Raw genomic sequence first — 24634 nt, 5'->3', positions numbered from 1 at the left:
CGCTGATTAATCGGTTTTCTGATTATTTATCCTAACAAAGGCCGTCTGAAACTTATCTTTCAGACGGCCTTTTATTAAACTAAAAAATAAAGGACGTGATGAACACGTCCTTTATTTTTCCGTTTCAGACGGCCTTTATTATTTAAGGCCGTCTGAAAATCGGTTTACCTTGTTACATTAAACATTCACGGTTTCGGCTACTTCGTTGTAGCTGTCGATTTCGTTGAAGTTCATGTAACGGTAGATTTGGTCGCCCTGCTCGTTGATGATACCGATATTGGCTTGGTATTCTTCAACAGTCGGAATTTTACCCAGTTTAGAGCAGATTGCCGCCAACTCAGCCGAGCCGAGGTAAACAAAGGTGTTTTTACCCAAGCGGTTCGGGAAGTTACGGGTAGAAGTGGACATTACAGTTGCGCCTTCGTGTACTTGTGCTTGGTTACCCATACACAATGAGCAACCCGGCATTTCCATACGCGCGCCTGCACGGCCGAGTACGCCGTAGTGGCCTTCGTCAGACAACTCTTTCGCATCCATTTTGGTTGGGGGAGCCATCCACAGGCGTACCGGGATGTCGGTTTTACCTTCCAAGAGTTTGGAAGCGGCACGGAAGTGGCCGATGTTGGTCATACAAGAACCGATGAACACTTCGTCGATTTTGGTGCCGGAGCGTTCAGACATGAAGCACACGTCGTCAGGGTCGTTCGGGCAAGCAATAATCGGCTCTTTAATGTCGTCCATGTTGATCTCAATCACGGCGGCGTATTCGGCATCTTTATCCGCTTCGAGCAATTCAGGATTTGCCAACCATGCTTCCATGGCTTTGATACGGCGTTCCAAAGTGCGCGAATCTTGATAGCCGTTGGCAATCATGTTTTTCATCAACACAATGTTGGATTTCATGTACTCGATAATCGGCTCTTTGTTGAGCTTCACAGTACAGCCTGCAGCGGAGCGTTCAGCAGACGCGTCAGTTAATTCAAAGGCTTGTTCCACTTTCAAATCAGGCAGGCCTTCAATTTCGAGGATGCGGCCGGAGAAGATGTTTTTCTTACCGGCTTTAGCAACAGTAAGCAGGCCTTGTTTAATCGCGTACAGCGGAATGGCGTTCACCAAATCGCGCAGGGTTACGCCCGGTTGCAGTTTGCCGCTGAAGCGTACTAATACAGACTCAGGCATATCGAGCGGCATTACACCAGTAGCTGCTGCGAAAGCAACCAAGCCCGAACCTGCAGGGAAAGAAATACCGATAGGGAAACGGGTGTGGCTATCGCCGCCGGTACCGACCGTGTCAGGCAACAGCAGACGGTTGAGCCATGAGTGAATCACGCCATCACCCGGACGCAGGGATACACCGCCACGGGTAGAGATGAAAGCAGGCAATTCTTTATGAGTTCTCACATCGACAGGTTTTGGATAAGCCGCGGTGTGACAGAAAGACTGCATCACCATATCTGCTGAAAAGCCCAAGCAAGCCAGGTCTTTCAATTCGTCGCGAGTCATCGGGCCGGTAGTATCTTGCGAGCCGACAGTAGTCATGCGTGGTTCGCAGTAAGTACCCGGACGCACGCCTTTGCCTTCCGGCAAACCGCAGGCGCGACCAACCATTTTTTGAGCCAATGTGAAACCGGCTTTGCTTTCAGCTGGCGCTTGAGGCAGACGGAATTCGGTAGAAGCAGGCAGTTTCAATGCTTCACGCGCTTTGGCAGTCAGACCACGACCGATAATCAAGTTGATACGGCCACCGGCTTGTACCTCGTCCAGCAATACTTGGGATTTCAGGCTGAACTCGGCAACGGTTTCGCCGTTTTTCACGATTTTGCCTTCATAAGGCAGGATATCGACGACATCGCCCATTTTCAGAGCAGATACATCGACTTCAATCGGCAATGCGCCGGAGTCTTCTTGAGTATTGAAGAAAATAGGAGCAATTTTGCCACCCAGGCACACGCCGCCGAAACGTTTGTTCGGTACGAATGGGATATCTTCGCCAGTATGCCAAATTACAGAGTTGGTAGCAGATTTACGTGAAGAACCGGTACCGACCACGTCGCCAACGTAAGCAACCGGATGGCCTTTGGCTTTGAGTTCTTCCAACAATTTAATCGGACCGACTTCGCCAGGTTTGTCAGGATTGATGCCATCGCGCGGGTTTTTCAACATCGCCAGCGCGTGAAGAGGGATATCAGGACGGCTCCATGCGTCGGGCGCTGGAGAGAGGTCGTCTGTATTGGTTTCACCGTCGACTTTGAATACGGTAACAGTGATTTTTTCTGGAACTTTGGCACGAGAAGTGAACCATTCGGCATCTGCCCAAGATTGCAATACTTCTTGCGCGTATTTATTGCCTTTTTCGGCTTTTTCTTGAACATCGTGGAAAGAGTCAAACATCAACAGAGTATGTTTCAGACCATTTGCAGCGATAGGTGCAAGTTTGTCATTGTCCAAGAGTTCGATGAGTGCATGAATGTTGTAACCGCCAAGCATGGTACCCAACAGCTCGGTAGCATACTCAGGGGAAATCAGCGGACTGGATGCGCTGCCTTCGGCAACGGCAGCCAAAAATGAGGCTTTAACTTTGGCGGCATCATCCACACCGGGCGGTACGCGGTGAGCCAACAGCTCAACCAAGAACTCACCTTCACCGGCAGGTGGATTTTTCAGCAGCTCAACCAAATCAGCAGTCTGCTGAGCAGTCAGAGGAAGGGGGGGAATACCAAGGGCGGCGCGCTCGGCGGCGGCTTTACGATAGGCTTCTAACATCTCTTTGTTCCTTTTTCTGTTTTTTCTTCTGGGCAGTTGCAAATGATTTGCAATTAAGGATTGTGAACAATCCTTTTGACCATCATAGACCAGTTTTCAAAAAATGGGAACAGTTATGTTACTGAATGTAATAAATTTAAACTATTTTATTTAATGTGTTAATAGTCTAACCTATCTAAAGCCGCCCTCTTCTAAGCGTTTTAGCCAAACAGGCGGGAAACTTCGGCTGATTTTTTACGGTACGGCAATATGATTTCAACGCGGAACAGGCCGTCTGATTGGATGTTTCTGATTTTCGCGTCGGTGTCATACATCAAAGTCAGGCGCTCTTTAAGATTGCGCAAGGCCATAGAATTGCCTTTATGCGGCTTGGTATTTTCGTTAGGTTCTGTTCCGCACGGATTTTCGATACTGATGAAAATAGATGATTTTTCCAATTTTGTTAATACCGTAATTATCCCTGGACGGTGGATAGATTCGACACCATGGAATACGGCATTTTCCAAAAGCGGTTGCAACAACAGATGCGGTGTTTCCGCATCATCAGGCGCATGGTGCTGCCACATGACCTGTACGCGCATATGTCCCATGCGGATTTGTTCGATGGCAATATATTCCTGTGCCCACTCGATTTCCTGCCCTAAGGTGCTGTTTTGACTACCATCGCGCAGTTGCGCGCGGAACAGGTTGGCCAGATTTTCCAGCAAAGTTTCCGCATCATACGGACGCAGACGGATTAAGCTGATGGCGGCATTCAGGCTGTTAAACAAGAAATGCGGACGGATACGTGCCGTCAATGCGCTCAGTCTGGCTTCGGAAATGGAAGGAGCAAGGCTGTTGCGACGGGATGCTTCGATGTACATGAAACTGAAACAAAAAAAGGTCAGCAAGAAGAAGTGTTGAATCAGCGGCCAAATCTCTGTCTTCAAAATCACTAAATCGACAAACAAGAAAATCAGCAGGTTGGAGACGTAGGAAACCACGACACTATACTGCGAGCGAAGCAGGGACGGCGCAAATGCCTGTAAGAAATAGACTTTAAGTAAAATTAAAAGGATGACGGGGCAAGCCCATGAAAAATGTTGGAAAATCTGTTCCGGATAAGGCACGCCCGATACCGTCATCAACGGAAAGATAAACAAACTGATTAACAAAACAATGAGCAGGCGCACCAGAGTTGCGGAATTGCGCAAATCCGGCACTGCGAAATTCTGGTTTATTTGACGTATAATAGACATGATTTCAACCGTTTTCTTTCATAATGTATAGACGGGTCTGCTATATTGAAGACGTAGACCCTGTTTTTTTATTTATATTTTAAGGATGCTGATATGAGCAAGGACAAAACCTGGTCAGGCCGTTTTAACGAACCTGTTTCCGAGCTGGTCAAAAAATATACCGGCTCGATTGATTTTGACAAACGACTGGCAGAATGGGACATCCAAGGCTCGCTAGCACACGCGCAAATGCTGACACAGTCGGGCGTTTTGAGCGAAGACGACCTCTCCGCCATCCGTCAGGGCATGGCCGAGATTATAGCAGAAATCAAAGAAGGAACGATTTCCTGGTCGCTGGATTTGGAAGATGTCCACATGAACATCGAACGCCGCCTTACCGACAAAATCGGCGACGCCGGCAAACGCCTGCACACCGGCCGCAGCCGCAACGACCAAGTCGCTACCGACATCCGCCTGTGGCTGCGCGATCAAATTACCGTTATTCAAAGCCTGATTCAAAATCTTCAGACGGCCTTGGTTGATTTGGCGGAACAAAACGCAGAAACCGTTATGCCCGGTTTTACCCATCTGCAAGTTGCCCAGCCGGTCAGCTTCGGGCATCACATGCTCGCCTACGTTGAAATGCTCGGCCGCGATTTCGAGCGCATGGCCGACTGCCGCAAACGCGTCAACCGTATGCCGCTCGGCGCCGCAGCCCTTGCCGGTACCACCTACCCGATTCAACGCGAAATTACCGCCGAGCTGTTGGGCTTTGAGCAAATCTGCCAAAACTCGCTCGATGCCGTATCTGACCGCGATTTTGCCATTGAGTTCACGGCTGCCGCTTCTCTGGTTATGGTTCATCTGAGCCGTCTTTCCGAAGAATTGATTTTGTGGATGAGCCCGCGTTTCGGCTTTATCGATATTGCCGACCGTTTCTGCACCGGCTCGTCCATCATGCCGCAAAAGAAAAACCCCGATGTACCCGAACTCGTACGCGGCAAGTCCGGTCGCGTGATTGGCCACCTGATCGGCCTGGTTACCCTGATGAAATCTCAACCTTTGGCATATAACAAAGATAATCAGGAAGACAAAGAGCCTTTGTTTGACACTGCCGACACGCTTATCGACACCCTGCGCATTTACGCCGACATGATGCGCGGCGTGACCGTCAAACCCGACAATATGCGCGCTGCCGTAATGCAGGGTTTTGCAACGGCTACCGACTTGGCGGATTACTTGGTGAAAAAAGGTATGCCTTTCCGCGACAGCCACGAAGTCGTTGCCCAAGCCGTGCGCCATGCCGATGAAGCTGGCGTTGATTTGAGCGAATTGCCGCTTGAAGTCCTGCAAGGTTTCAGCGATTTGATTGCCGACGACGTTTACAGCGTGTTGACACCCGAAGGCAGCTTAAACGCACGCAACCACTTGGGTGGCACCGCGCCTGAACAAGTCCGTTTCCAAGTGAAACGCTGGCGTGAATTATTGGCTTAAACCCATCTAAACACATAATTAAAAGGCCGTCTGAAAATTTTCAGACGGCCTTTTAATTACCCGTGTTACACTCAACCTCACAATAAAAACAGATAAAACCTAAACTTATCTTCAAACGAGAAAACACGCTTCCTGACTTTGCCGCCGTCTTCATACAAAAGGAGCAAGGATGAAAAACATTGTCTTAAAATTGATCATGATCTGCCTATGCTGCGGATGCTATGCCGTATTCGTTGCCTGGGAAAATGGAGGATTCAGCCAGCTCCATGATTTTCAAGCAATAGAGAGCAACGGCATGAGCGTATACCTTCATCAAACCTCCCCCGCAGCCATGCAGGCTGAAAAAAACGAGCTGTCGATTTTGCAAAACAACCAAAACAGCTTAGCCTCTTGCGTCGGCATTGAATCTTTATGCGAACACGCCAAGCCAGGAATCTGGGTTGAACATGCCAAATTCTTGCAACACAAAGACACGGGCAAATTATTGGTACTTTCGTTGGACTATTTGGAAAACAATGACACCGCAAAAACCCTACACAACCGCTATTCTGCATCGCTCCTACCCCAAGCAGACAGAACGGAGGCGTGGTATTACGCCTGGCGTACATTTTTGAGCTCAATAATATTTCTAATGAGCATCAATCTGCTACCAATGATTTTTGCCCTATTCGAGGAAAAAACAGCCTGAGCATAAAAACATGCCGTCTGAAAACATTTTCAGACGGCATGTTTCATTATTAAAGCTTAACGCGGATGGACCATATCGGCAGGAACGACCAATTCGTCAAACTCTTCGCCTGTCAGCAAACCCAATTCGATGGCGGTTTCGCGCAACGATTTGTCGTTTTTATAGGCGGTTTTGGCGACTTTGGCGGCGTTTTCATAGCCGATTTTACGGTTCAGTGCGGTAACGAGCATCAGGGAATGGTGCAGGAAATAGTCGATTTTTTCCGGCACGGGTTCAATGCCGACGGCGCAGTGTTCATTAAAGCTGTTGCACGCATCGCCCAAGAGGCGGATGGATTGCAAGAGATTGTAGGCGATAACGGGCATATAGACGTTCAGCTCGAAGTTGCCCGACGCGCCTGCCATGCCGATGGTAACGTCGTTGCCGAACACTTGGCAGCACACCATGGTCATCGCTTCGCATTGGGTCGGGTTGACTTTGCCCGGCATGATGGACGAACCCGGCTCATTTTCGGGGATTTTGATTTCGCCCAAACCGCAGCGCGGGCCGCTTGCCAGCCAGCGGATGTCGTTGGCGATTTTGTTCAGGCTTGCCGCCAGCGTTTTCAATGCGCCCGAAGCGGCAACGGCGGCATCGCGTCCGCCCAAGGCTTCAAATTTATTCGGCGCGCTGACAAACGGCAGGCCGGACAGTTCGGCGAGTTTGGCGGCGGCTTTTTCGGCGTATTCGGGATGGCTGTTCAAACCCGTGCCGACCGCCGTGCCGCCTAAGGCAAGTTCATACAAGTCTTTAAGTGCATCGTTCAGACGGCCTAAGCCGTGATCAAGCTGGGAAACGTAGCCGGAAAACTCTTGTCCCAAAGTCAGCGGTGTCGCATCCTGCAAGTGGGTGCGGCCGATTTTGACGATGGGGGCGAAGGCTTGGGCTTTTTTGTCCAAGGTGTCGCGCAGGGCGCGGACGGCGGGAATGAGGTGGCGGTTGATTTCAATCGCGGCGGCGACGTGGATGGCGGTCGGGAACGCGTCGTTGGTTGATTGCGCGTGGTTCACATGGTCGTTGGGATGGACGGGCTGATACGCCGCCAAACCTGTACCGGCGATTTCGTTGGCGCGGTTTGCCAGCACTTCGTTCATGTTCATATTGGATTGCGTGCCGGAGCCGGTCTGCCACACTACCAATGGGAACTGCCCGTCAAGCTTGCCGTTCAACACATCATCCGCCGCCTGCGTAATCAAATCCGCCTGTTCGGGCTTAATCCTGCCAAGGGAAACATTGGTGGCAGCGGCGGCTTTTTTCACCAATGCCAAAGCGTAAATCAACGGCTGCGGCAGGGTTTCGCCGCCGATTTTGAAATTGTTGCGGCTGCGCTGGGTCTGCGCGCCCCAATAGGCTTCGGATGGGACTTCGACATTGCCCATAGTGTCGTGTTCGGTACGGGTACTCATGCGTTTCTCCTACATTTAAATAGAAATAATAATGATTCGTAAAATATTATAACCAGCAATAGGCCGTCTGAAAAGAGAGAGTTTTTTCAGACGGCCTATGCTGCTCTATAAACGGAAAACACAAACGCAAAATAAAACCCAAATACAAACCTCGCTAACACTCCCCTCTTCTAAAAGTTTTTAGTCCGTATCGGCTTGTGTTCAAGGCTAAAGCTTTCCTTGCCGACAATAAAGTTTTGTCAGCTTCAGACACTTTATCGTTTCTTTACTTTGCTTCTCTCTAAGAGCATAATAAATAAAAATGATTATCAGGATATAAATCATGAAACAAAACCATTTGATTTGCTTGTTAATGAGCAGTTTTGCCGCCGCAAACGGCTTTGCCGAAACCTTGGCAGACCCCGATGAAATCCAGCCTGTCAAAACCTTTTCCCCTCCCAAACCGATTGCCCCGACCGCCGCTCAAGGCTATTTCCCCGAAAACCAATTCGACCGCACCGACCGCAGCGATCATTACTTTGTTACCGAAAACATAGACCAAGCCTTCCGTCCGTTGAAAGCAAACAGCGGCTTCTACGGCAAAAGCTTTTACAACTCCGTTACCGCACAAGCGCGTGGAGCAAAGGTGTACGGCGTGGCCAACCTCAATCACACCAAGGCCAACGGCTATAAAGACGGCGACGGCAATCAGACCGATTGGAAATACAGCCGTTTTAATCAAGCTTTGGTACTCGGTTTCGTGCCGTCTGAAAACCAGGAATACCGCCTCACCTACCTACACGATGACATCAACGATGACCGCCAGCCGCAGTTCGTCAACGACGCATTGGACACCGAACGCCACATCGCCAAACTCAACGCGCGTTGGGGCAATGCCGATTTGAGCAATACGGTCAGCGCGGAAGCAGGCATCATCAAACTCAAACGCCGCGCCGACAATTACTCCCTGCGTCAAAACAACACGCCGCAACAAGTATTCGTAGAGCTTGACCGCAAAGTGTACGACTTCTCGCTCAAACACGACGCGGATTTCGGCAAATTACACAACACGGCAGCCGTCAGCTACCGCAACGACAGTCAAAACGGCGAGCGCAACGCCCACACCGCCATGCGTAATTTCCTCAACGGCTACCGTTTCGCCGATGTACACCTCGACCGCTGGCGCATTGCCGATACCCTGTCTTACAAGTTCAACGACCAACACAAACTGGGCTTGGGCTTAAGCTACGAAATCAACGAAGCGGACGTACGCAAAAATACGGCGCAGCCCGCCCATCCGATGAACCGCAATCTCGCCTTCGCCTCGGCGCAGCAAATCTGGAAAACCCATTACGGCTACGACTTCAACGGCAAAGTGCGCCGTCATGCTTTGTCGGGCGAACTCAAATATGATTTCACGCCGTCTGAAACGCAAAAATACAGCGTCTCCCTTGCTCACTTAGAACGCATCGGCGACAACACCGAACGCTTCAACTCACTTGCCGCCATCGTACAAAACCGCATGAACGGCGCATTGATGAACCCAAACCCAGCCGCTGCCATCGCAGGCAATCCCCTGCTGAAAACCGAAAAACACAACCGCATCAAGCTCACCGCCGACAGCCGCAACAACTACTACAACGGCTACATGAACTCGTTGGCAGGCGCAGGCTGGAACGTGGGCGGCACACTTATGGCGGACAAAGTCAAAGACCTGATTATTTTTGACCGTGCACACGGACAAAGCGGCACTGCTTCCAAAGGCGGCGGCATCATCACACGCAACGTGAACGCACGATTGTTTACCGCGCAGGCCTACGCGCGTTACAACTTCAATCCGTATTGGGCGGCAGGCATCAAAGCCACCTACAACTACGGACACAACGAAACCGACGGCAGGCCGCTCTATCAAATCCGTCCGTTTGAAGCCGCCGTCCAAGCCGACTACAAAAACTACTTTGCCCACGGCAGCTACAACATCGGCGCGGCTGCACGCTTTGTCGCAAAACAAACGCGCGGCGATTTTGATGCCGCAAGCGGTCTGGGCATAGACAAACGCGAAGCCGCCAAAGGCTTTACCGTTGCCGACCTTTACGCAGGCGTAAACATCAAAGACAAATACGGCTTACGCTTGGGCGTGAACAACGTGTTCAACAAAAAATACGCCGAATACATCAGCGGCGACCACGTCCTCGCCCTGTCGCCCAGTGTAGTGTATGCACCGGGCAGGACATATTGGTTGAGTTTGCATGCGGCTTTTTAAAATCAGGCCGTCTGAAAGAATGCCTACACTGGCTTATTAAGAATTAGGAGATAAAAAATGGACATGAAAAGACGTGATTTCTTAAAAATGACCGCCGCGCTGGCAGCCGCAGGCGTTTCGCCTTCTCTACTTGCTGCCGGTAAAGAGCAATTTACCGTGTACGGCGCACCGGCAATGCCCAGCGTTACCATTGCTGTAGCGGCGTTGCAAGGCAAGCTGGCGAAACAGGCAGATGTATCGCTGAAAATCTGGCGTTCACCCGACCAACTGCGTGCAGGCGTAGCAAGCGGACAATTTAAAGTCATGATGAGCCCGAGCAATGTCGGCGTAAACCTGCGCAACCAAGGGCAAAAAGTCGGCATGGTGAATATTTTGACCAACGGCATCACGCAGCTGATGTGCAAAGGCAGCGCGATTACCTCGCCGCAGGATTTGGTCGGCAAAAAAATCCTTGTGCCGTTTAAAAACGACATGCCCGACATCGTGCTGCAAGCTTTGTTGAAAAAACTGAAAATCGACGCGCACAAAGTCGGCATCACTTACACAGCCACACCGCCCGAAGCAGTCGGACTGTTTTTGAGCAAAGACTACCACGCCGCCATCCTGCCTGAACCGATGGCAACCGCCAGCCTGCTTAAAGGCAAAACCATGGGTGTAAACGTCGTGCGCGGCTTTGATTTAGTGAAAGCATGGGGGCAGGCGTTTGACACCAAACCGCTGATTCCGATGGCGGGCATCATCGCCAACGAAGAATATTTCCACGCACACAAGGCGCAGTTCGACCTCTTCCATCAGGATTTGAAAAACGCGCTCAACTGGATATTGGCCAACCGACAAAGCGCGGCGAAAATTGGCAAAAACTACCTCCCAGCCCCCGAACCCGCCCTAGTCATGGGCTTGGACGGTGCGCGGTTGACGGTAACCAAAGGCAGCGAAGTGAAGAACGAGATTTTGAAGTTTTACGAAATCCTGATGCAGTTCAACCCGAAACTTTTGGGCGGCAAGCTGCCGGATAACGGGTTCTTCTTGGCTTAACGGGAGGGGGGTCGTCTGAAAAAGGGGAAGTTAGTATTGGGGAATCCAATATACCCTTTTCAGACGACCTATCAGATAATAGTTAGAACAGTACACAAAAAGCCGTCATTCCCGCGCAGGCGGGAATGACGACAGGTATCTGTATATTGGGTTATCAAACCCAACAGAATTGTTGAATTATTTGAAAGACCCAACCTACGCTTGCTACTCGTTTCAGACGGGCTATCAAACAATATTTAGAACAGTATACAAAATCTGGAAGGTTGAGTTATGAATCAATCTACTATAATTATTAGGAATATTTAAAATGACTTTTGAATTTAAAAAAATTGGATGTATTGCCAGCAACAAAATTACAGAATTTATTCTTAAAAATGAGAGAGCTTATAATCTCAGATATATAAATGATAATGAACCTATCGTTTTTGATGAAAAAAGCAAGATATATGAATGCTATTTAAATGAAGTTTTAGTAGCTTTTATCATATTGGAAGTTTGGGATTATGGAGATGGATATGAAATTATATTTGGTACATTGACAGATGATACAAACGTACACTTTACAGAAATACTAAGACAATTCCTTCAAAACGAGTACAAGGAAGATTTAAAGATTTTTGCACTTGTACAACATGATAATCCATATAAACAAACAGTATTTAAGATTTTAGAGAAGAACGAGTTTATCCAATCTACTTATAAACAAACAAAAGTGTATAAAGATTTAAGGGCGAACGGGCTTCGCGAAGATGAACCTGATGAATTCGTATATACCCCTGCTAATAATTGCGAGCCAACGTAGTAGCGTAGGTCGGATTCTTGAATCCGACATTTCGGTTAAAAGGGCTGTCGGATACGAGTATCCGACCTACTTTTTTCAGACGACCCACCATCCCCAAACCATCCACACCAACCAACACTCAAACCATGATTAAAACCGACAAAATCCGCAAACCGCAGCCTGCGCTGTTTTACATCATCGACTACCTTTGGAGTGGCTTTTCCGGTCTGAGCGTGGCGATGGTGGTGGTGGCGTTGTGGGCGTGGGGCAGCGCCGTGTTCGGTGAGTTTATGCTGCCTGCGCCGGTGGAGGTATTTCAAAAGTCTTTGGATTTATTGAAACATTTTCAGGAAAACGAAATCGGGATTTCACTGTGGCGGTCGGTGGTGGGGATTTCAGTTGCTTTGGTAGCAGGATTGGCAGCGGGGCTGGTGGCGGGCAGTTTTAAGACGGCGATGGCGTTGCTTAAGCCTGTGATTACGATTTTGTTGGCGATGCCGCCGATTATTTGGGTGGTGATGGCGTTGTTTTGGTTTGGGTTCGGCAATCCGAGCGTGTTGTTTACCATCATTGTGTTGGTTGCGCCGCTGACGTTTGCGAGTGCGGCGGTCGGAATGGCGAGCGTGAACAAGCAGCATGAGGAATTGTTTGACGCTTATAAATTAGGCCGTCTGAAAAAAATCCGTTATCTGTATATCCCGCATCTGACGGGCTATGTAATTTCCAGTGTCGGCGTGGCGGTGGCGATGGGGGTGAAGGTGGTGATTATGGCGGAACTCTTGGGCGCGAGCGAAGGCGTGGGCGCGCGGATTGCGGACGCGAGGGCAATGCTGGAGACTTCGACGGTGATGGCTTATGTGGTGTTGGTCATCGTGTTTGTGTCGCTGTTTGAATACCTGATTACCAAGCCTTTGGAAATTTTGTTTATGCCGTGGAGAAGATGATGCTCTGTCTTGAAAACGTGCGTTTTGAAATTCTCCGCGACCCCATCGTGCGCGATTTCAGTTTGAACCTGCAACACGGCGAAGTGAAAGCCTTGTTCGGGCCGAGCGGCTGCGGTAAGACGACGGTTTTGCGGCTGATTGCGGGCTTGGAAACGCCGAAATCGGGCACAATACGCAATACTTTCCGCAAAACGGGTTTTCTGTTTCAGGAAAACCGCCTGCCGGGAAACTTGACCGCGATGCAGAATATCGCTATTTTTATGGACAAACCCGATGAAGGCGAAATCATCGCGCTGGCGGCGAAAGTCGGGCTGACTGCGGGCGATTTGAACAAATATCCGACCGAATTGTCCGGCGGCATGGCGAAACGGGTAGCATTTTTGCGCCTGCTGCTGTGCGGCTGCGACCTTGCCTTGCTGGACGAGCCGTTCGTCGGTTTGGACCGCGATTTGCGCGATATTTTAGTCGCCATGCTGGTGGAAAAAATCGAGCGGCAGGGCATGGCGTGTATGCTGGTAACGCACGACCGCTTCGAAGCCGCGCGCCTGAGCCATGAAATCATGCTGCTTTCCACTAAGGGCATGGATGTGCAAAACGTGATGACCCTGCCCACGCCGTTGTCCGAACGCGATTCGGCTTTTGAAGAAACCGTGGTGGCAAGGGAGTTTCAGGGGATTCATTATTATGAGTGATAGGAATTTAAATTTCTGACAAACCTTGCGGTTCGTTACCCTCTCCCTAACCCTCTCCCACGGGGAAAGGGAATCAGGTTTCTCAAAATCAGAGAGCCGTAGAATTGGGAATCAGATGTCAGGTAAACCTGAAAATGTTCAGGCTCGACAGCCCAATTCCCTCTCCCCGTGGGAGATGGCTAGGGAGAGGGTAAGCAAGCCGCAGGCTTGCCTCTTTAGCGAAAGATACGAATCTGTTATCCGAACGCGATTCGGTTTTTGAAAAAGCCGTGGTGCCAAGGGGGCAGGGGATTCATTATGAGGTGCTTTATGTTTTCGACTGTGATTACTGCTGCTGTTTTATATATTGCTACAGCAGTAGATTTGTTGGTAATACTATTAATATTTTTTGCTAGAGCAAATACTAGAAAAGAATATCGAGATATTTATATCGGACAATATTTAGGTTCTGTAATTTTAATATTAGTTAGTTTATTTCTAGCTTTTGTTTTGCATTATGTTCCGGAAAAATGGGTGTTGGGTTTATTAGGTTTAATACCGATTTACTTAGGTATTAAAGTTGCTATTTACGACGATTGTGAGGGCGAAAAAAGAGCTAAAAAAGAATTGGATGAAAAAGGGTTGTCAAAATTAGTCGGTATTGTTGCTTTGGTTACAGTTGCTAGCTGTGGTGCAGATAATATTGGACTTTTTGTTCCTTACTTTGTGACTTTAGATCTTGTCGACTTATTAGTTACTCTTCTTGTATTTTTAATATTGATTTTTGTTTTAGTATATACAGCACAAAGATTGGCTAATATTGCAGGTATTGGTGAAATTGTAGAGAAGTTTAGTCGTTGGATAATGGCTGTTATTTATATTGGTTTAGGATTATTTATTATTATTGAAAACAATACAATTCAAACAATAATATCAATAATATGAATGATACGGGCATTTGAGTATCTGACAAACCTTGCGGTTCGTTGCCCTCTCCCACGGGGAGAGGGAATCAAGTTGCTGAAAATCAAAGAGTGCAGGATTGGGAATTAGATGGCAGGTAAACCTGAAAATGTTCAGGCTCGACAGCCCAATTCCCTCTCCCCGTGGGAGAGGGCTAGGGAGAGGGCAAGCAAGCCGCAGGCTTGCCTCTTTGGCAAAAGATACGGCCCTGTCCTCCCAATAAATCTATATCCGAAAGCATCTTCATGCAGAATCAAGCCAAACCATGAATAAGTTTTTCACCCACCCCATGCGGCCGTTTTTCGTCGGTGCGGCGGTGCTTGCCATACTCGGCGCGTTGGTGTTTTTCATCAGCCCCGGTGCCGTCATTTTGCACCGCCAAATCTTCTTAGAACTCATGCTGCCTGCGGCATACGGCGGCTTCCTGACTGCCGCCATGCTCGAATGGACGGGCTATCAAGGCCGTCTGAAACCTGTCGCTACTTTGATGGCGGCATTGTTGCTCGCCGCATCCGCCATACTGCCCTTTTCGCCGCAAACTGCCTCGTTTTTCGTTGCCGCCTATTGGCTGGTATTGCTGCTGTTTTGCGCCTGGCTGATTTGGCTCGACCACAACACTGATAACTTCGCCCTCTTAATGCTGCTTGCCGCGTTTACTATTTTTCAGACGGCCTACGCCGCAACTGGCAATTTGAACTTATTGCGCGCGCAAGTACATCTGAACATGGCGGCGGTCATGTTTGTATCCGTCCGCGTCAGCATTCTTTTGGGCGCGGAAGCCCTTAAAGAATGCCGTCTGAAAGACCCTGTTTTTATTCCAAATATCGTTTATAAAAACATCGCCATTACTTTCCTGCTCTTGCACGCTGCCGCCGAACTTTGGCTGCCCGCGCAGACCGCCGGTTTTACCGCGCTCGCCGTCGGCTTTATCCTGCTTGCCAAGCTGCGTGAGCTTCACCATCACGAACTCCTGCGCAAACACTACGTCCGCACCTATTACCTGCTCCAGCTTTTTGCCGCCGCAGGCTATCTGTGGACAGGCGCGGCGAAACTGCAAAACCTGCTCGCTTCTGCCCCCCTGCATTTGATTACCCTCGGCGGCATGATGGGCGGCGTGATAATGGTGTGGCTGACCGCCGGACTGTGGCACAGCGGTTTTACCAAGCTCGACTACCCAAAACTCTGCCGCATTGCCGTCCCCCTACTCTTTATAGCTGCCGTCTCGCGCGCTTTCTTGATGAACGTGAACCCGATATTTTTCATCACCGTTCCTGCGATTCTGACCATCGCCGTGTTCGTACTGTATCTTTTCACATTTGTACCGATATTTCGGGAAAATGCGTTTACGGATGATCCGGAATAAAACAAAAGGCCGTCTGAAAATTTCAGACGGCCTTAGCTTTAAATAAATGCTTTATTTGTTGGCGTTCAAATAAAGATTAATCAGGCGTGTAGTGGAGCTGTCGTGTTTTTGCACTTCGGTCTCGCCGGTCAATTCGGCAAGAATGGTTTTGGCCAGTTGTTTGCCGAGTTCTACGCCCCATTGGTCAAAGCTGTTGATGCCCCAAATAATGCCTTGAACGAAGGTTTTGTGTTCGTACATGGCAATTAGGCTGCCCATATTGCGCGGGTTGATTTTGTCCATGAGGATGAGGTTGGTCGGACGGTTCCCGGAGAAGGTTTTATGCGGAACCAGCTCTTCGATACGCGCTTCGTCCATGCCTTGTGCTTGAAGCTCGGCGCGTACTTCGTCAGGCGTTTTACCGCGCATAAAGGCTTCGGCTTGGGCAAAAACGTTCGCCAGCAGGATTTCGTGGTGGCCGCGCAGGTTGCTGCGTTTTTCAAGGGAGGCAATCAGATCAATCGGCGTGATGTGCGTACCTTGGTGCAGCAGTTGGAAGAATGCGTGCTGGCCGTTGATACCGGTCTCGCCCCAAATAATCGGGGAAGTTTCGTAACCGACCGGTTTACCGTCGAGGGTAACTTGTTTGCCGTTGCTCTCCATATCGAGCTGCTGGATGAATTTAGGCAGACGGTGGAGATGTTGGTCGTAAGGCGCGATAACATGGCTGCCGCCGCCGTAGTAGTTGATGTACCAAACGCCGATAAGGGCAAGGATAACCGGCATGTTGCGCTCTAGCGGCGTATTGATGAAGTGTTGGTCCATCAGGTGCGCGCCGTTGAGCATTTCGATGAAGTTCTCTTCGCCGAGATACAGCATAATCGGCAGGCCGATGGCCGACCACAGGCTGTATCGTCCGCCGACCCAGTCCCAAAATTCAAACATATTGGCGGTATCGATACCGAATTCGGCAACGGCTTTTTGGTTGGTCGACACGGCAACGAAGTGTTTGGCCACGGCGCTTTCATCGCCTGCATGATCCAAGAACCATTTACGCGCGGTCAGGGCGTTGGTCAGGGTTTCTTGGGTGGTAAAGGTTTTGGACGCAATGATGAACAGCGTAGTTTCAGGGTGGACTTTGGACAATACGTCGCGCAGTTGGGAGCCGTCCACATTGGAAACGAAGTGCATGTTCAAACGCGGATGACCGAATTGTTTGAGCGCGGTACACATCATCAGCGGACCGAGGTCGGAGCCGCCGATACCGATGTTGACGACGTCGGTGATGACTTGGTTGGTATAGCCCAACCAGCTGCCGCTGCGGACTTCATGCGCAAATTCGCCCATGCGTTGCAGGACATGGTTGACTTTAGGCATCACATCTTCGCCGTCCACGACGATGGGGGCGTTGGTGCGGTTGCGCAGGGCGACGTGGAGAACGGCGCGGTTTTCCGTCGTATTGATTTTTTCGCCGTGGAACATTTGCTGCATCCGTTCCGGCACGCCTGCTTCACGCGCCAACTCGAACAAAAGCGACATGGTTTCGTCGTTGATACGGTTTTTAGAATAATCCAAAGTCAGGCCGCCAACTTGCAGCCAGTAGCGCTCGGCACGTTCGGGATCTTGCTCGAACATTTCGCGCATGTGTTGTTCTTTGGTTTCGTCAAAATGTATCCATAATTTTGACCAAGCTGGTAAATCGTGAAGGTGTTTCATCGGATGCTCTCCTGGATAGTGGACAGTTTTGTTGAGAAAACGGCCGTGAGGTCGTCTGAAACGGGAACGGGATGGTTTCCGTTTTTTGAGGTTTCAGACGGCCTTGATGTGGGTTGGGGCCGTCTGAAAATGTCAGTGAAGAATCAATCTTTATCGTATTCGATGTGCTTGTTATGTATACTTTTTTTACTTTTTTGCAGTTGCGTGCTGGCAGTGTCGCCCAAACGCAAGGCCAAACCGATGGCAAGAATGTCGATAACGGCCAGCTGCAGAAGACGGGACACCATAGGCGTATAAAGCTCGGCATTTTCCTGAGTGGCAATGCTCAATACGCAGTCGGCCATTTGAGCCAACGGCGAATCATTACGGGTGAGCGCGATAACGGCTGCGCCGTTTTCTTTGGCGATACTGGCCGCGTCCAACAATTCGATAGATGAGCCGGTATTGGAAATCGCCACCAACACATCCTGCTCGGTCAATACGGAAGCCGCCATCAGCTGGGTATGCGTATCGACATAGGCAACGGTGGACATACCGAAGCGGAAGAATTTGTGTTGCGCATCCTGGGCAACGATGCCGGAATTGCCGACACCATAAAACTCAACGCGTCGCGCGTGCATCAGAATGGCAATCGCGTTTTCAAGCTCAGATTCTTTCAGGAAGCGGCGCTCGCCCAAAAGGGAGGCTGCGGCATTGCCCAATACTTTTTCGACCACGCTGCCCATGTTGTCATCGGCGTTTAACTCTTCATGAACGTAAGGCATGCCTTCGTGTCCGATGCTGGCAGACAAAGCGAGTTTGAACTCAGGCAAGCCTTTGTAACCCAGGCTGCGGCAGAAACGGATTACAGTCGGCTGACTGACGGATGCACGCTCGGCGATTTCCGCCACAGCGGCATGAACGAACCATTTCGGCTCGGCCAGCGCAGATTCGGCAACTTTGCGTTCCGCACCGGAGAGATTGGACAATGATTCGCTGATTTTGCTTAACATATACTCTACCCTTTGATTCTTTGACGTTCAGGACAAGGCACATTTTCGCACCCTGCCCTGCACCGCCGTTTGTGTGTTTAAACGTTATTTAAATGATTGTCTAATGCGACCGCCGCGCCGACGATGCCCGGAAACTCGCTCAATACGACATACACGGGAATGGCGGCAAGATAAGCCTCAAAGCGGCCTTTATTTTCAAAGCGGCTGCGGAACGGGGATGTTTTAAAGTAATCCAACACGCGCGGGATAATCCCGCCGCACAAATACACGCCGCCGCGCGCACCCAATGACAAAGCCAAATTGGAAGCAACCGTACCCAGCATGGCGCAGAAAATATCCAAAGTCTGACGGCAAATCGGCGATGTTCCGCTCAATGTCTTATCGGTGATTTCAGAAGGCTTCAGACGGCATTGTTTGATGTTGTCGCGTTTGGCCAATGCTTCGTAAATCAGGCTCAAACCTGCGCCGCTCAAGAAACGCTCGGCAGAAACATGGCCGTATTTGTTTTTAGCGTATTGCCAAATCAATACTTCCATATCGTCAAACGGCGGGAAGCTGGTATGGCCGCCCTCGCCTGCCAACGCCACCCAGCCGGCAGCGCTGTGCACCAAACCGCTGACACCCAAACCGGTACCCGGACCGATAACGGCTTTAGGCGCAAATTCGATGGGTTTTTGACCGCCGATTTGTATCAAGTCTTTCTTATCGGTTTTTGTTACCGCCAAAGCCTGGGCGGTAAAGTCGTTCAACAGAATCAACGTTTCAAAACCCAAAGCCTGGCGGGTGGTTTCGATGGAGAATGCCCAGTGGTGGTTGGTCATCTGCACCCAGTCGCCCAAAATCGGATTGGCAATCGCAAAGGCGGCGTGCAAGACTTTCGGACTGCCTGCGCGTTCCAAATAAGTTTTAGCGGCATCGACAATGGTGTCGTAATCCTGGCAAGGTAAGACTTCAGCCTTTTCAATGACCTGTGGTGCAGTTTCAAGTGCAAAACGGGCATTCGTACCGCCGATATCGGCAACCAAACGAGGATAAGCTTCAGTGTGCATAGTAGACATGGCAGTTAATTCCTTGGTGATTGAGAATCAGACTGGTCGGATATTCGGTATCGGCCCTTGCAGCAGCTTTGTCGAATACCGCTTTTTTCTCTGCGCCTTGAATGGCCAAAAATACATTCAGCGTTTTGGCAATCGCACCCAAAGTCATGCTCACACGCTCATGCGGCGCGGTAACCGGCGTAGTATGAATCAATGTCGGGTCATTGGCTTCATTGATTGCGGCCTGTAATTGAGGCGCTTGAGGGAATAACGACGCCGTATGCCCGTCTGAACCCATGCCCAACACCAGCACGTCAGGTTGCTTGTAATGTTTCAATGCGTAAGCAACGACAACTTCAGGTTGTAATTCAGTTTCAGACTTTCCGTCTTCAACAACAGGAATCCATGTGGCAACGGCCGCGTTATTTTTGAGCAGATATTCGCGTACCAAGCCTGTATTGCTGTCGGCATGCGTAGTCGGGACAATACGCTCGTCCACCAATGTGATGCCGACATTTTGCCAATTTAAATCTTTTTGCGACAAAGCCTCGAAAAACGCAATCGGCGAACGACCGCCGGAAACGGCCAAAACTGCATGGCCTTTCTCATTCAACGCGGCTTGCAATGCAGCGGCAACGGCATCGGCGAGAGCTTGCGCGGCAGTTGCAGCGTTTTCTTGTTCGTGCCAAACAAACATGTTTCGTCCTTTCATGGTTTCAGACGGCCTTTTGTTGGAAAACAAGGCCGTCTGAAAGAAATATTATTGCTCTTCGTGCCACTTGTTGCCGTCACGGGCCAACAGCGTGCGCGCAGCTTCAGGACCCCAAGAATGGGCTTCGTAAGCATGTGGAGGCGTTGTATTGTTCGCCCAGTTTTCCAAAATCGGCATCACATATTCCCAAGCGGCTTCGAGTTCGTCGCGGCGGTTGAACAAAGCGAGTTTGCCGTTAATCACATCCAGCAGCAGGCGCTCATAAGCCTCGGCACGGCGACCCTCGACGGCTGTGCCCAAGTCCACGCCAATCGGTGTCACTTCGACTTTGTTGCCTGCACCCGGGGTTTTCACTTGTGTGTAAAGGCGGACGGATTCGGTTGGTTGTAGTTCAATAACCAAACGATTCGGCGCAGGTTGGCTGTTGTCAAAAATATGGTTTTGCAACGGACGGAAGTTCAACACGATTTCCGCCACTTTGCCTGCCATGCGTTTGCCGGTACGCAGGTAGAAAGGTACGCCTTTCCAACGCTCGTTTTCAATTTCGGCTTTGATGGCAACATAGGTTTCAGTGAAACTGTCTTTCGGTACATCGACTTCTTCCAGATAGCCGTTCATGCCGTTTGCTGCAACATATTGGCCGCGAATAACATTTTCGTTGACGGATTCGATGGTCAGCGGTTTCAGCGATTTAATGACTTTCACTTTCTCGTCGCGTACGGCATCGGCATCCAAGCTTGCCGGTGCTTCCATTGCAGTCATACAAAGCATTTGCATCAAGTGGTTTTGCACCATATCGCGCAACGCGCCGGTAATGTCGTAAAACTCACCGCGTTCTTCCACGCCCAGCTGCTCGGCGATGGTCAGCTGTACGCTCTCAATATATTTGTTGTTCCACAAAGGCTCGAACATCACATTGGCAAAACGCAAGGCCAGCAGGTTTTGCAGGCTTTCTTTACCCAAATAATGGTCGATACGGTAGATTTGTTCTTCTTTGAAATAACGGGCTACATCTGTATTGATTTGTTGGGAAGAAACCAAGTCCGTACCCAACGGTTTTTCCAAAACCACGCGCACGTTATCGGCATTCAAACCGATTTCGGCAAGATTTTCACAGGCTTGTGCAAAGAATTTCGGCGCAGTTGAGAGGTAGATCACGACATTTTCAGTATTTTTGCGTGCTTTTACCAAGTCGCCCAAGGCAATGAAATCGCCTTTCTCTGTAACATCGACTTTTAAATACTCGAGACGTTGGATAAACGATGCCCACGCTTCATCTGAGAAGTTTTGTTTGACATGAATTTTAGAATTCGTTTCCACTTTAGCCAAAAAGCCGGCGGTATCCAATTCGCTGCGGCTTACGCCCAAAATACGACCCTCGGGATGAAGCAAACCGGCTACATGCGCCTGATACAGGCAAGGCAAAAGTTTACGCATTGCCAAATCGCCGGTCGCGCCAAACAACACCAAATCAAAATTTGTCTGTGTACTCATTGTTTCATCTCTCGTTGAGGAAGCTTGCTTCAAAACTTTTGGACTGTCGTCATCTATAAAAATCGATTAGAATCAAAAGCCTTTAAGCAATAAGCAGTAAAAAACCAATCGCCTGCACCAAAATTTCAAACAAGCGGGCTAATGAGTAGTAATACTACACATGGCTACACATTTTGTCTATTCTCATTTTTACAAATTGTTTGATTTAACATAAAAGTTTGATGACTTTTGCAGCCTGCCATTTTACGAATTGACCATACCTCGATTTAAATCAAATTTCTTCCACTTAGTAAATTATTTTGTAACAAAATTACAGAATTTGTACTATAATACGTAGACACTTCGAAGAGAAATCTTCAACATTTCAGACGGCACTCATTATTTATTCCCACAGCTCCAGGCCGTCTGAAAAAACACCCAATACAAAAATCAGAAACGCGCAAACAAAATCCCTATCATATCGTTTTGCCAGGAGACAGCACATGAATCCCACTCCTATCCACCCTAAACTCGCCGAGATTACCGAGCGCATCATCGAGCGCAGCCGCCCGACGCGTGAAAAATATCTGGCGAAAATCCGTAGTGCCAAACAGATGGGACGCTTAGAGCGCAACCAACTCGGCTGCAGCAACTTGGCACACGGCTATGCCTCCATGCCTAAAAGCATCAAAATCGAAATGCTTCAGGAAACCGTCCCCAACTTAGGTATCATCACTGCCTACAACGACATGGTTTCCGCACACCAACCGTTTAAAGACTTCCCTGACCAAATCAAAGACGAAGCACAGAAAAACGGCGCGACCGCCCAAGTCGCCGGCGGTACGCCCGCCATGTGCGACGGTATTACCCAAGGCTATGCCGGTATGGAATTGTCGCTGTTCTCCCGTGACGTGATTGCCATGAGTACCGCTGTCGGTCTGTCTCATCAGATGTTTGACGGCAGTCTGTTTATGGGTGTGTGCGACAAAATCGTTCCGGGCTTAATGATCGGCGCTTTGTCTTTCGGCCATATTCCGGGCATCTTCGTTCCGGCAGGCCCGATGTCCAGCGGTATCGGTAATAAAGAAAAAGCCCGCACCCGCCAGCTTTTCGCCGAAGGTAAAGTCGGCCGCGACGCCTTGCTTGAAAGCGAAATGGGCTCTTACCACAGCCCGGGTACTTGTACCTTCTACGGCACCGCCAACTCCAACCAAATGATGATGGAAATGATGGGCGTACACCTGCCTGCCGCCGCCTTCGTCCACCCTTATACCGACCTGCGCGAAGCACTGACCCGCTACGCAGCCGGACACCTCGCACGCGGCATTAAAAACGGCACCATCAAACCATTGGGCGAAATGTTGACCGAAAAATCCTTTATCAACGCCCTGATCGGCCTGATGGCAACCGGCGGCTCGACCAACCACACCATGCACCTCGTTGCTATGGCGCGTGCTGCAGGCGTGATTTTGAACTGGGACGACTTCGATGAAATTTCTTCCATCATCCCATTGCTGATCCGTGTATATCCAAACGGCAAAGCCGACGTGAACCACTTTACCGCGGCAGGCGGCCTACCTTTCGTTATCCGCGAATTGTTGGACGCAGGCTTGTTGCACGACGATGTCGATACCGTCGTCGGACACGGTATGCGCCACTACACCAAAGAGCCTTTCCTCATCGACGGCAAGCTTGAATGGCGCGAAGCCCCTGAAACCAGCGGTAATGAAGACATCCTGCGCAAAGCCGACAACCCATTCTCCCCAGACGGCGGTTTGCGCCTGATGAAAGGCAACATCGGACGCGGCGTAATTAAAGTATCCGCCGTGCGCGAAGGTTGCCGCATCATTGAAGCACCCGCCATCGTGTTCAACGACCAACGCGAAGTATTGGCCGCATTTGAACGCGGCGAGTTGGAACGTGATTTCGTCTGCGTCGTCCGCTACCAAGGCCCGCGCGCCAACGGTATGCCCGAGTTGCACAAACTGACCCCGCCTTTGGGCATTCTGCAAGACCGCGGCTTCAAAGTGGCGCTGCTGACTGACGGCCGCATGTCCGGCGCGTCCGGCAAAGTGCCCGCGTCCATCCACATGACGCCCGAAGCCCTGATGGGCGGCAACATCGCCAAAATCCGTACCGGCGACCTGATCCGCTTCGACTCCGTTACCGGCGAACTCAATGTCCTGATTAACGAAGCCGAATGGAACGCCCGCGAAGTCGAACGCATCGACTTGAGCGCGAACCAACAAGGCTGCGGCCGCGAACTCTTCGCCAACTTCCGCAGCATGACCAGCAGCGCAGAAACCGGCGCCATGAGCTTCGGCGGCGAATTTGCCTAAACCCTTTTCAGACGGCCTTTTAAAACAATCAGGCCGTCTGAAACCATGTTAACGACCCTATTACGATACAGTCCCCAACGGAGACCTAAAATGTCCAAACTGACCCCTCGTGAAATTCTGACTGCCGGCGCAGTTGTGCCGGTAATGGCGATTGACGACTTGAGTACTGCCGTCGATTTATCCCATGCCCTTGTCGAAGGCGGCATTCCCACCCTCGAAATCACCCTGCGCACCCCTGTCGGCCTCGACGCCATCCGCCTGATTGCCAAAGAAGTGCCTAACTCCATCGTCGGCGCGGGTACGGTAACCAATCCCGAACAGCTCAAAGCCGTCGAAGACGCAGGCGCGGTTTTCGCCATCAGCCCAGGTTTGCACGAATCCCTCGCCAAAGCCAGCCACGACAGCGGCATCCCCCTGATTCCCGGCGTTGCCACTCCGGGCGAAGTCCAACTGGCTTTGGAACACGGCATCGACACACTCAAACTCTTCCCTGCCGAAGTCGTTGGCGGCAAAGCCATGCTCAAAGCCCTGTACGGCCCTTACGCCGATGTTCGCTTCTGCCCGACCGGCGGCATCAGCCTGGCAACCGCTCCCGAGTACTTGGCACTACCTAATGTCTTGTGCGTCGGCGGCTCATGGCTGACTCCGAAAGAAGCCATCAAAAACAAAGACTGGGATACCATCACCCGTCTGGCTCGCGAAGCTGCCGCTTTGAAACCAAAAGCCTAATCAGGTTATAGGTTAAAAAAGAAAAGGCCGTCTGAATATGATTTCAGACGG

Annotated in this window: 19 protein-coding genes; 11 read left to right on the top strand and 8 right to left on the bottom strand. The window is 50.2% G+C overall.

Annotated features, from left to right (window positions below):
- Window positions 1–177: 177 nt before the first annotated feature.
- Complete coding sequence (gene acnB / locus HMPREF2560_RS09435; RefSeq protein WP_070607964.1) at window positions 178–2763, bottom strand: bifunctional aconitate hydratase 2/2-methylisocitrate dehydratase; 2586 nt, start codon at window positions 2761–2763, stop codon at window positions 178–180.
- Between the two features lie 200 nt (window positions 2764–2963).
- A complete protein-coding gene (locus HMPREF2560_RS09430) occupies window positions 2964–4001 on the bottom strand; it encodes a sensor histidine kinase (protein WP_070461376.1) in 1038 nt (345 codons plus the stop codon).
- 93 nt (window positions 4002–4094) lie between these two features.
- Between HMPREF2560_RS09430 and argH the strand changes: the two genes are divergently transcribed.
- Window positions 4095–5474 (top strand): argininosuccinate lyase, encoded by a 1380-nt coding sequence (argH, locus tag HMPREF2560_RS09425; protein ID WP_070607966.1) that lies wholly within the window; start codon window positions 4095–4097, stop codon window positions 5472–5474.
- A gap of 169 nt (window positions 5475–5643) precedes the next feature.
- Entirely contained in the window at window positions 5644–6162 is a 519-nt protein-coding gene (locus tag HMPREF2560_RS09420) for a hypothetical protein (RefSeq protein ID WP_070607968.1), read from the top strand.
- Between the two features lie 56 nt (window positions 6163–6218).
- Here the strand turns inward: HMPREF2560_RS09420 and fumC are convergent, their stop codons facing one another.
- Window positions 6219–7607 carry a class II fumarate hydratase gene (gene fumC, locus HMPREF2560_RS09415; RefSeq protein WP_070607969.1) on the bottom strand — a complete coding sequence of 463 codons (1389 nt, stop codon included), beginning with the start codon at window positions 7605–7607 and terminating at the stop codon, window positions 6219–6221.
- A gap of 322 nt (window positions 7608–7929) precedes the next feature.
- Between fumC and HMPREF2560_RS09410 the strand changes: the two genes are divergently transcribed.
- From HMPREF2560_RS09410 to HMPREF2560_RS09380, 7 genes are all read left to right on the top strand, one after another.
- Entirely contained in the window at window positions 7930–9849 is a 1920-nt protein-coding gene (locus HMPREF2560_RS09410) for a TonB-dependent receptor (protein WP_070734656.1), read from the top strand.
- A 57-nt stretch (window positions 9850–9906) separates the two neighbouring features.
- Window positions 9907–10884, top strand: coding sequence for an ABC transporter substrate-binding protein (locus HMPREF2560_RS09405; protein WP_049248358.1), 978 nt, complete (start codon window positions 9907–9909; stop codon window positions 10882–10884).
- A 307-nt stretch (window positions 10885–11191) separates the two neighbouring features.
- The gene (locus tag HMPREF2560_RS09400; RefSeq protein WP_070734659.1) at window positions 11192–11686 is read left to right on the top strand and encodes a hypothetical protein; all 495 of its coding nucleotides are present in this window, start codon (window positions 11192–11194) and stop codon (window positions 11684–11686) included.
- Between the two features lie 125 nt (window positions 11687–11811).
- Window positions 11812–12609, top strand: a complete 798-nt coding sequence (locus HMPREF2560_RS09395) for an ABC transporter permease (RefSeq protein WP_070734661.1) — start codon at window positions 11812–11814, stop codon at window positions 12607–12609.
- The gene (locus tag HMPREF2560_RS09390) at window positions 12609–13301 is read left to right on the top strand and encodes an ATP-binding cassette domain-containing protein (RefSeq protein ID WP_210398624.1); all 693 of its coding nucleotides are present in this window, start codon (window positions 12609–12611) and stop codon (window positions 13299–13301) included. The genes HMPREF2560_RS09395 and HMPREF2560_RS09390 overlap by 1 nt, the downstream gene beginning before the upstream one ends.
- Before the next feature lie 309 nt (window positions 13302–13610).
- A complete protein-coding gene (locus tag HMPREF2560_RS09385) occupies window positions 13611–14225 on the top strand; it encodes a CadD family cadmium resistance transporter (protein ID WP_070608089.1) in 615 nt (204 codons plus the stop codon).
- 283 nt (window positions 14226–14508) lie between these two features.
- Window positions 14509–15606 (top strand): NnrS family protein, encoded by a 1098-nt coding sequence (locus HMPREF2560_RS09380; RefSeq protein ID WP_070607980.1) that lies wholly within the window; start codon window positions 14509–14511, stop codon window positions 15604–15606.
- A 51-nt stretch (window positions 15607–15657) separates the two neighbouring features.
- On the opposite strand, the gene pgi is transcribed toward HMPREF2560_RS09380, so the two are convergent.
- The 5 genes from pgi to zwf form a co-directional block, all read right to left on the bottom strand.
- Window positions 15658–17301 (bottom strand): glucose-6-phosphate isomerase, encoded by a 1644-nt coding sequence (gene pgi / locus HMPREF2560_RS09375; RefSeq protein WP_070607982.1) that lies wholly within the window; start codon window positions 17299–17301, stop codon window positions 15658–15660.
- 143 nt (window positions 17302–17444) lie between these two features.
- Window positions 17445–18293, bottom strand: a complete 849-nt coding sequence (hexR, locus tag HMPREF2560_RS09370; protein ID WP_004519348.1) for a DNA-binding transcriptional regulator HexR — start codon at window positions 18291–18293, stop codon at window positions 17445–17447.
- Window positions 18294–18370: 77 nt separating this feature from the next.
- Window positions 18371–19351 carry a glucokinase gene (locus tag HMPREF2560_RS09365; RefSeq protein ID WP_039861966.1) on the bottom strand — a complete coding sequence of 327 codons (981 nt, stop codon included), beginning with the start codon at window positions 19349–19351 and terminating at the stop codon, window positions 18371–18373.
- Window positions 19332–20027 carry a 6-phosphogluconolactonase gene (gene pgl, locus HMPREF2560_RS09360; RefSeq protein ID WP_070607984.1) on the bottom strand — a complete coding sequence of 232 codons (696 nt, stop codon included), beginning with the start codon at window positions 20025–20027 and terminating at the stop codon, window positions 19332–19334. The genes HMPREF2560_RS09365 and pgl overlap by 20 nt, the downstream gene beginning before the upstream one ends.
- A gap of 63 nt (window positions 20028–20090) precedes the next feature.
- On the bottom strand, window positions 20091–21536 hold the full coding sequence (zwf, locus tag HMPREF2560_RS09355) for a glucose-6-phosphate dehydrogenase (RefSeq protein WP_070607985.1): 1446 nt from the start codon (window positions 21534–21536) through the stop codon (window positions 20091–20093).
- A gap of 482 nt (window positions 21537–22018) precedes the next feature.
- Here zwf and edd point away from each other — a divergent pair, with 482 nt between their 5' ends.
- Together edd and HMPREF2560_RS09345 are read left to right on the top strand one after the other, a co-directional pair.
- Entirely contained in the window at window positions 22019–23854 is a 1836-nt protein-coding gene (gene edd / locus HMPREF2560_RS09350; RefSeq protein ID WP_070607988.1) for a phosphogluconate dehydratase, read from the top strand.
- Between the two features lie 90 nt (window positions 23855–23944).
- A complete protein-coding gene (locus HMPREF2560_RS09345) occupies window positions 23945–24583 on the top strand; it encodes a bifunctional 4-hydroxy-2-oxoglutarate aldolase/2-dehydro-3-deoxy-phosphogluconate aldolase (RefSeq protein ID WP_070607990.1) in 639 nt (212 codons plus the stop codon).
- The last annotated feature ends 51 nt before the right edge of the window (window positions 24584–24634 follow it).

The sequence above is a fragment of the Neisseria sp. HMSC078H04 genome (genome assembly GCF_001838135.1).
Lineage (GTDB): Bacteria > Pseudomonadota > Gammaproteobacteria > Burkholderiales > Neisseriaceae > Neisseria.
This window is presented reverse-complemented; position numbering and strand designations above follow the sequence as displayed.

Excerpts from the sequence above, each read along its gene's own strand:
- edd (WP_070607988.1), top strand. The coding sequence starts at position 22,019 with ATGAATCCCACTCCTATCCACCCTAAACTCGCCGAGATTACCGAGCGC.
- zwf (WP_070607985.1), bottom strand. The coding sequence starts at position 21,536 with ATGAGTACACAGACAAATTTTGATTTGGTGTTGTTTGGCGCGACCGGC.
- HMPREF2560_RS09430 (WP_070461376.1), bottom strand. The coding sequence starts at position 4,001 with ATGTCTATTATACGTCAAATAAACCAGAATTTCGCAGTGCCGGATTTG.
- HMPREF2560_RS09390 (WP_210398624.1), top strand. The coding sequence starts at position 12,609 with ATGCTCTGTCTTGAAAACGTGCGTTTTGAAATTCTCCGCGACCCCATC.
- HMPREF2560_RS09380 (WP_070607980.1), top strand. The coding sequence starts at position 14,509 with ATGAATAAGTTTTTCACCCACCCCATGCGGCCGTTTTTCGTCGGTGCG.
- HMPREF2560_RS09410 (WP_070734656.1), top strand. The coding sequence starts at position 7,930 with ATGAAACAAAACCATTTGATTTGCTTGTTAATGAGCAGTTTTGCCGCC.
- fumC (WP_070607969.1), bottom strand. The coding sequence starts at position 7,607 with ATGAGTACCCGTACCGAACACGACACTATGGGCAATGTCGAAGTCCCA.
- argH (WP_070607966.1), top strand. The coding sequence starts at position 4,095 with ATGAGCAAGGACAAAACCTGGTCAGGCCGTTTTAACGAACCTGTTTCC.
- HMPREF2560_RS09395 (WP_070734661.1), top strand. The coding sequence starts at position 11,812 with ATGATTAAAACCGACAAAATCCGCAAACCGCAGCCTGCGCTGTTTTAC.
- HMPREF2560_RS09345 (WP_070607990.1), top strand. The coding sequence starts at position 23,945 with ATGTCCAAACTGACCCCTCGTGAAATTCTGACTGCCGGCGCAGTTGTG.
- HMPREF2560_RS09365 (WP_039861966.1), bottom strand. The coding sequence starts at position 19,351 with ATGTCTACTATGCACACTGAAGCTTATCCTCGTTTGGTTGCCGATATC.
- pgi (WP_070607982.1), bottom strand. The coding sequence starts at position 17,301 with ATGAAACACCTTCACGATTTACCAGCTTGGTCAAAATTATGGATACAT.
- HMPREF2560_RS09420 (WP_070607968.1), top strand. The coding sequence starts at position 5,644 with ATGAAAAACATTGTCTTAAAATTGATCATGATCTGCCTATGCTGCGGA.
- acnB (WP_070607964.1), bottom strand. The coding sequence starts at position 2,763 with ATGTTAGAAGCCTATCGTAAAGCCGCCGCCGAGCGCGCCGCCCTTGGT.
- HMPREF2560_RS09405 (WP_049248358.1), top strand. The coding sequence starts at position 9,907 with ATGGACATGAAAAGACGTGATTTCTTAAAAATGACCGCCGCGCTGGCA.
- hexR (WP_004519348.1), bottom strand. The coding sequence starts at position 18,293 with ATGTTAAGCAAAATCAGCGAATCATTGTCCAATCTCTCCGGTGCGGAA.
- HMPREF2560_RS09385 (WP_070608089.1), top strand. The coding sequence starts at position 13,611 with ATGTTTTCGACTGTGATTACTGCTGCTGTTTTATATATTGCTACAGCA.
- HMPREF2560_RS09400 (WP_070734659.1), top strand. The coding sequence starts at position 11,192 with ATGACTTTTGAATTTAAAAAAATTGGATGTATTGCCAGCAACAAAATT.
- pgl (WP_070607984.1), bottom strand. The coding sequence starts at position 20,027 with ATGTTTGTTTGGCACGAACAAGAAAACGCTGCAACTGCCGCGCAAGCT.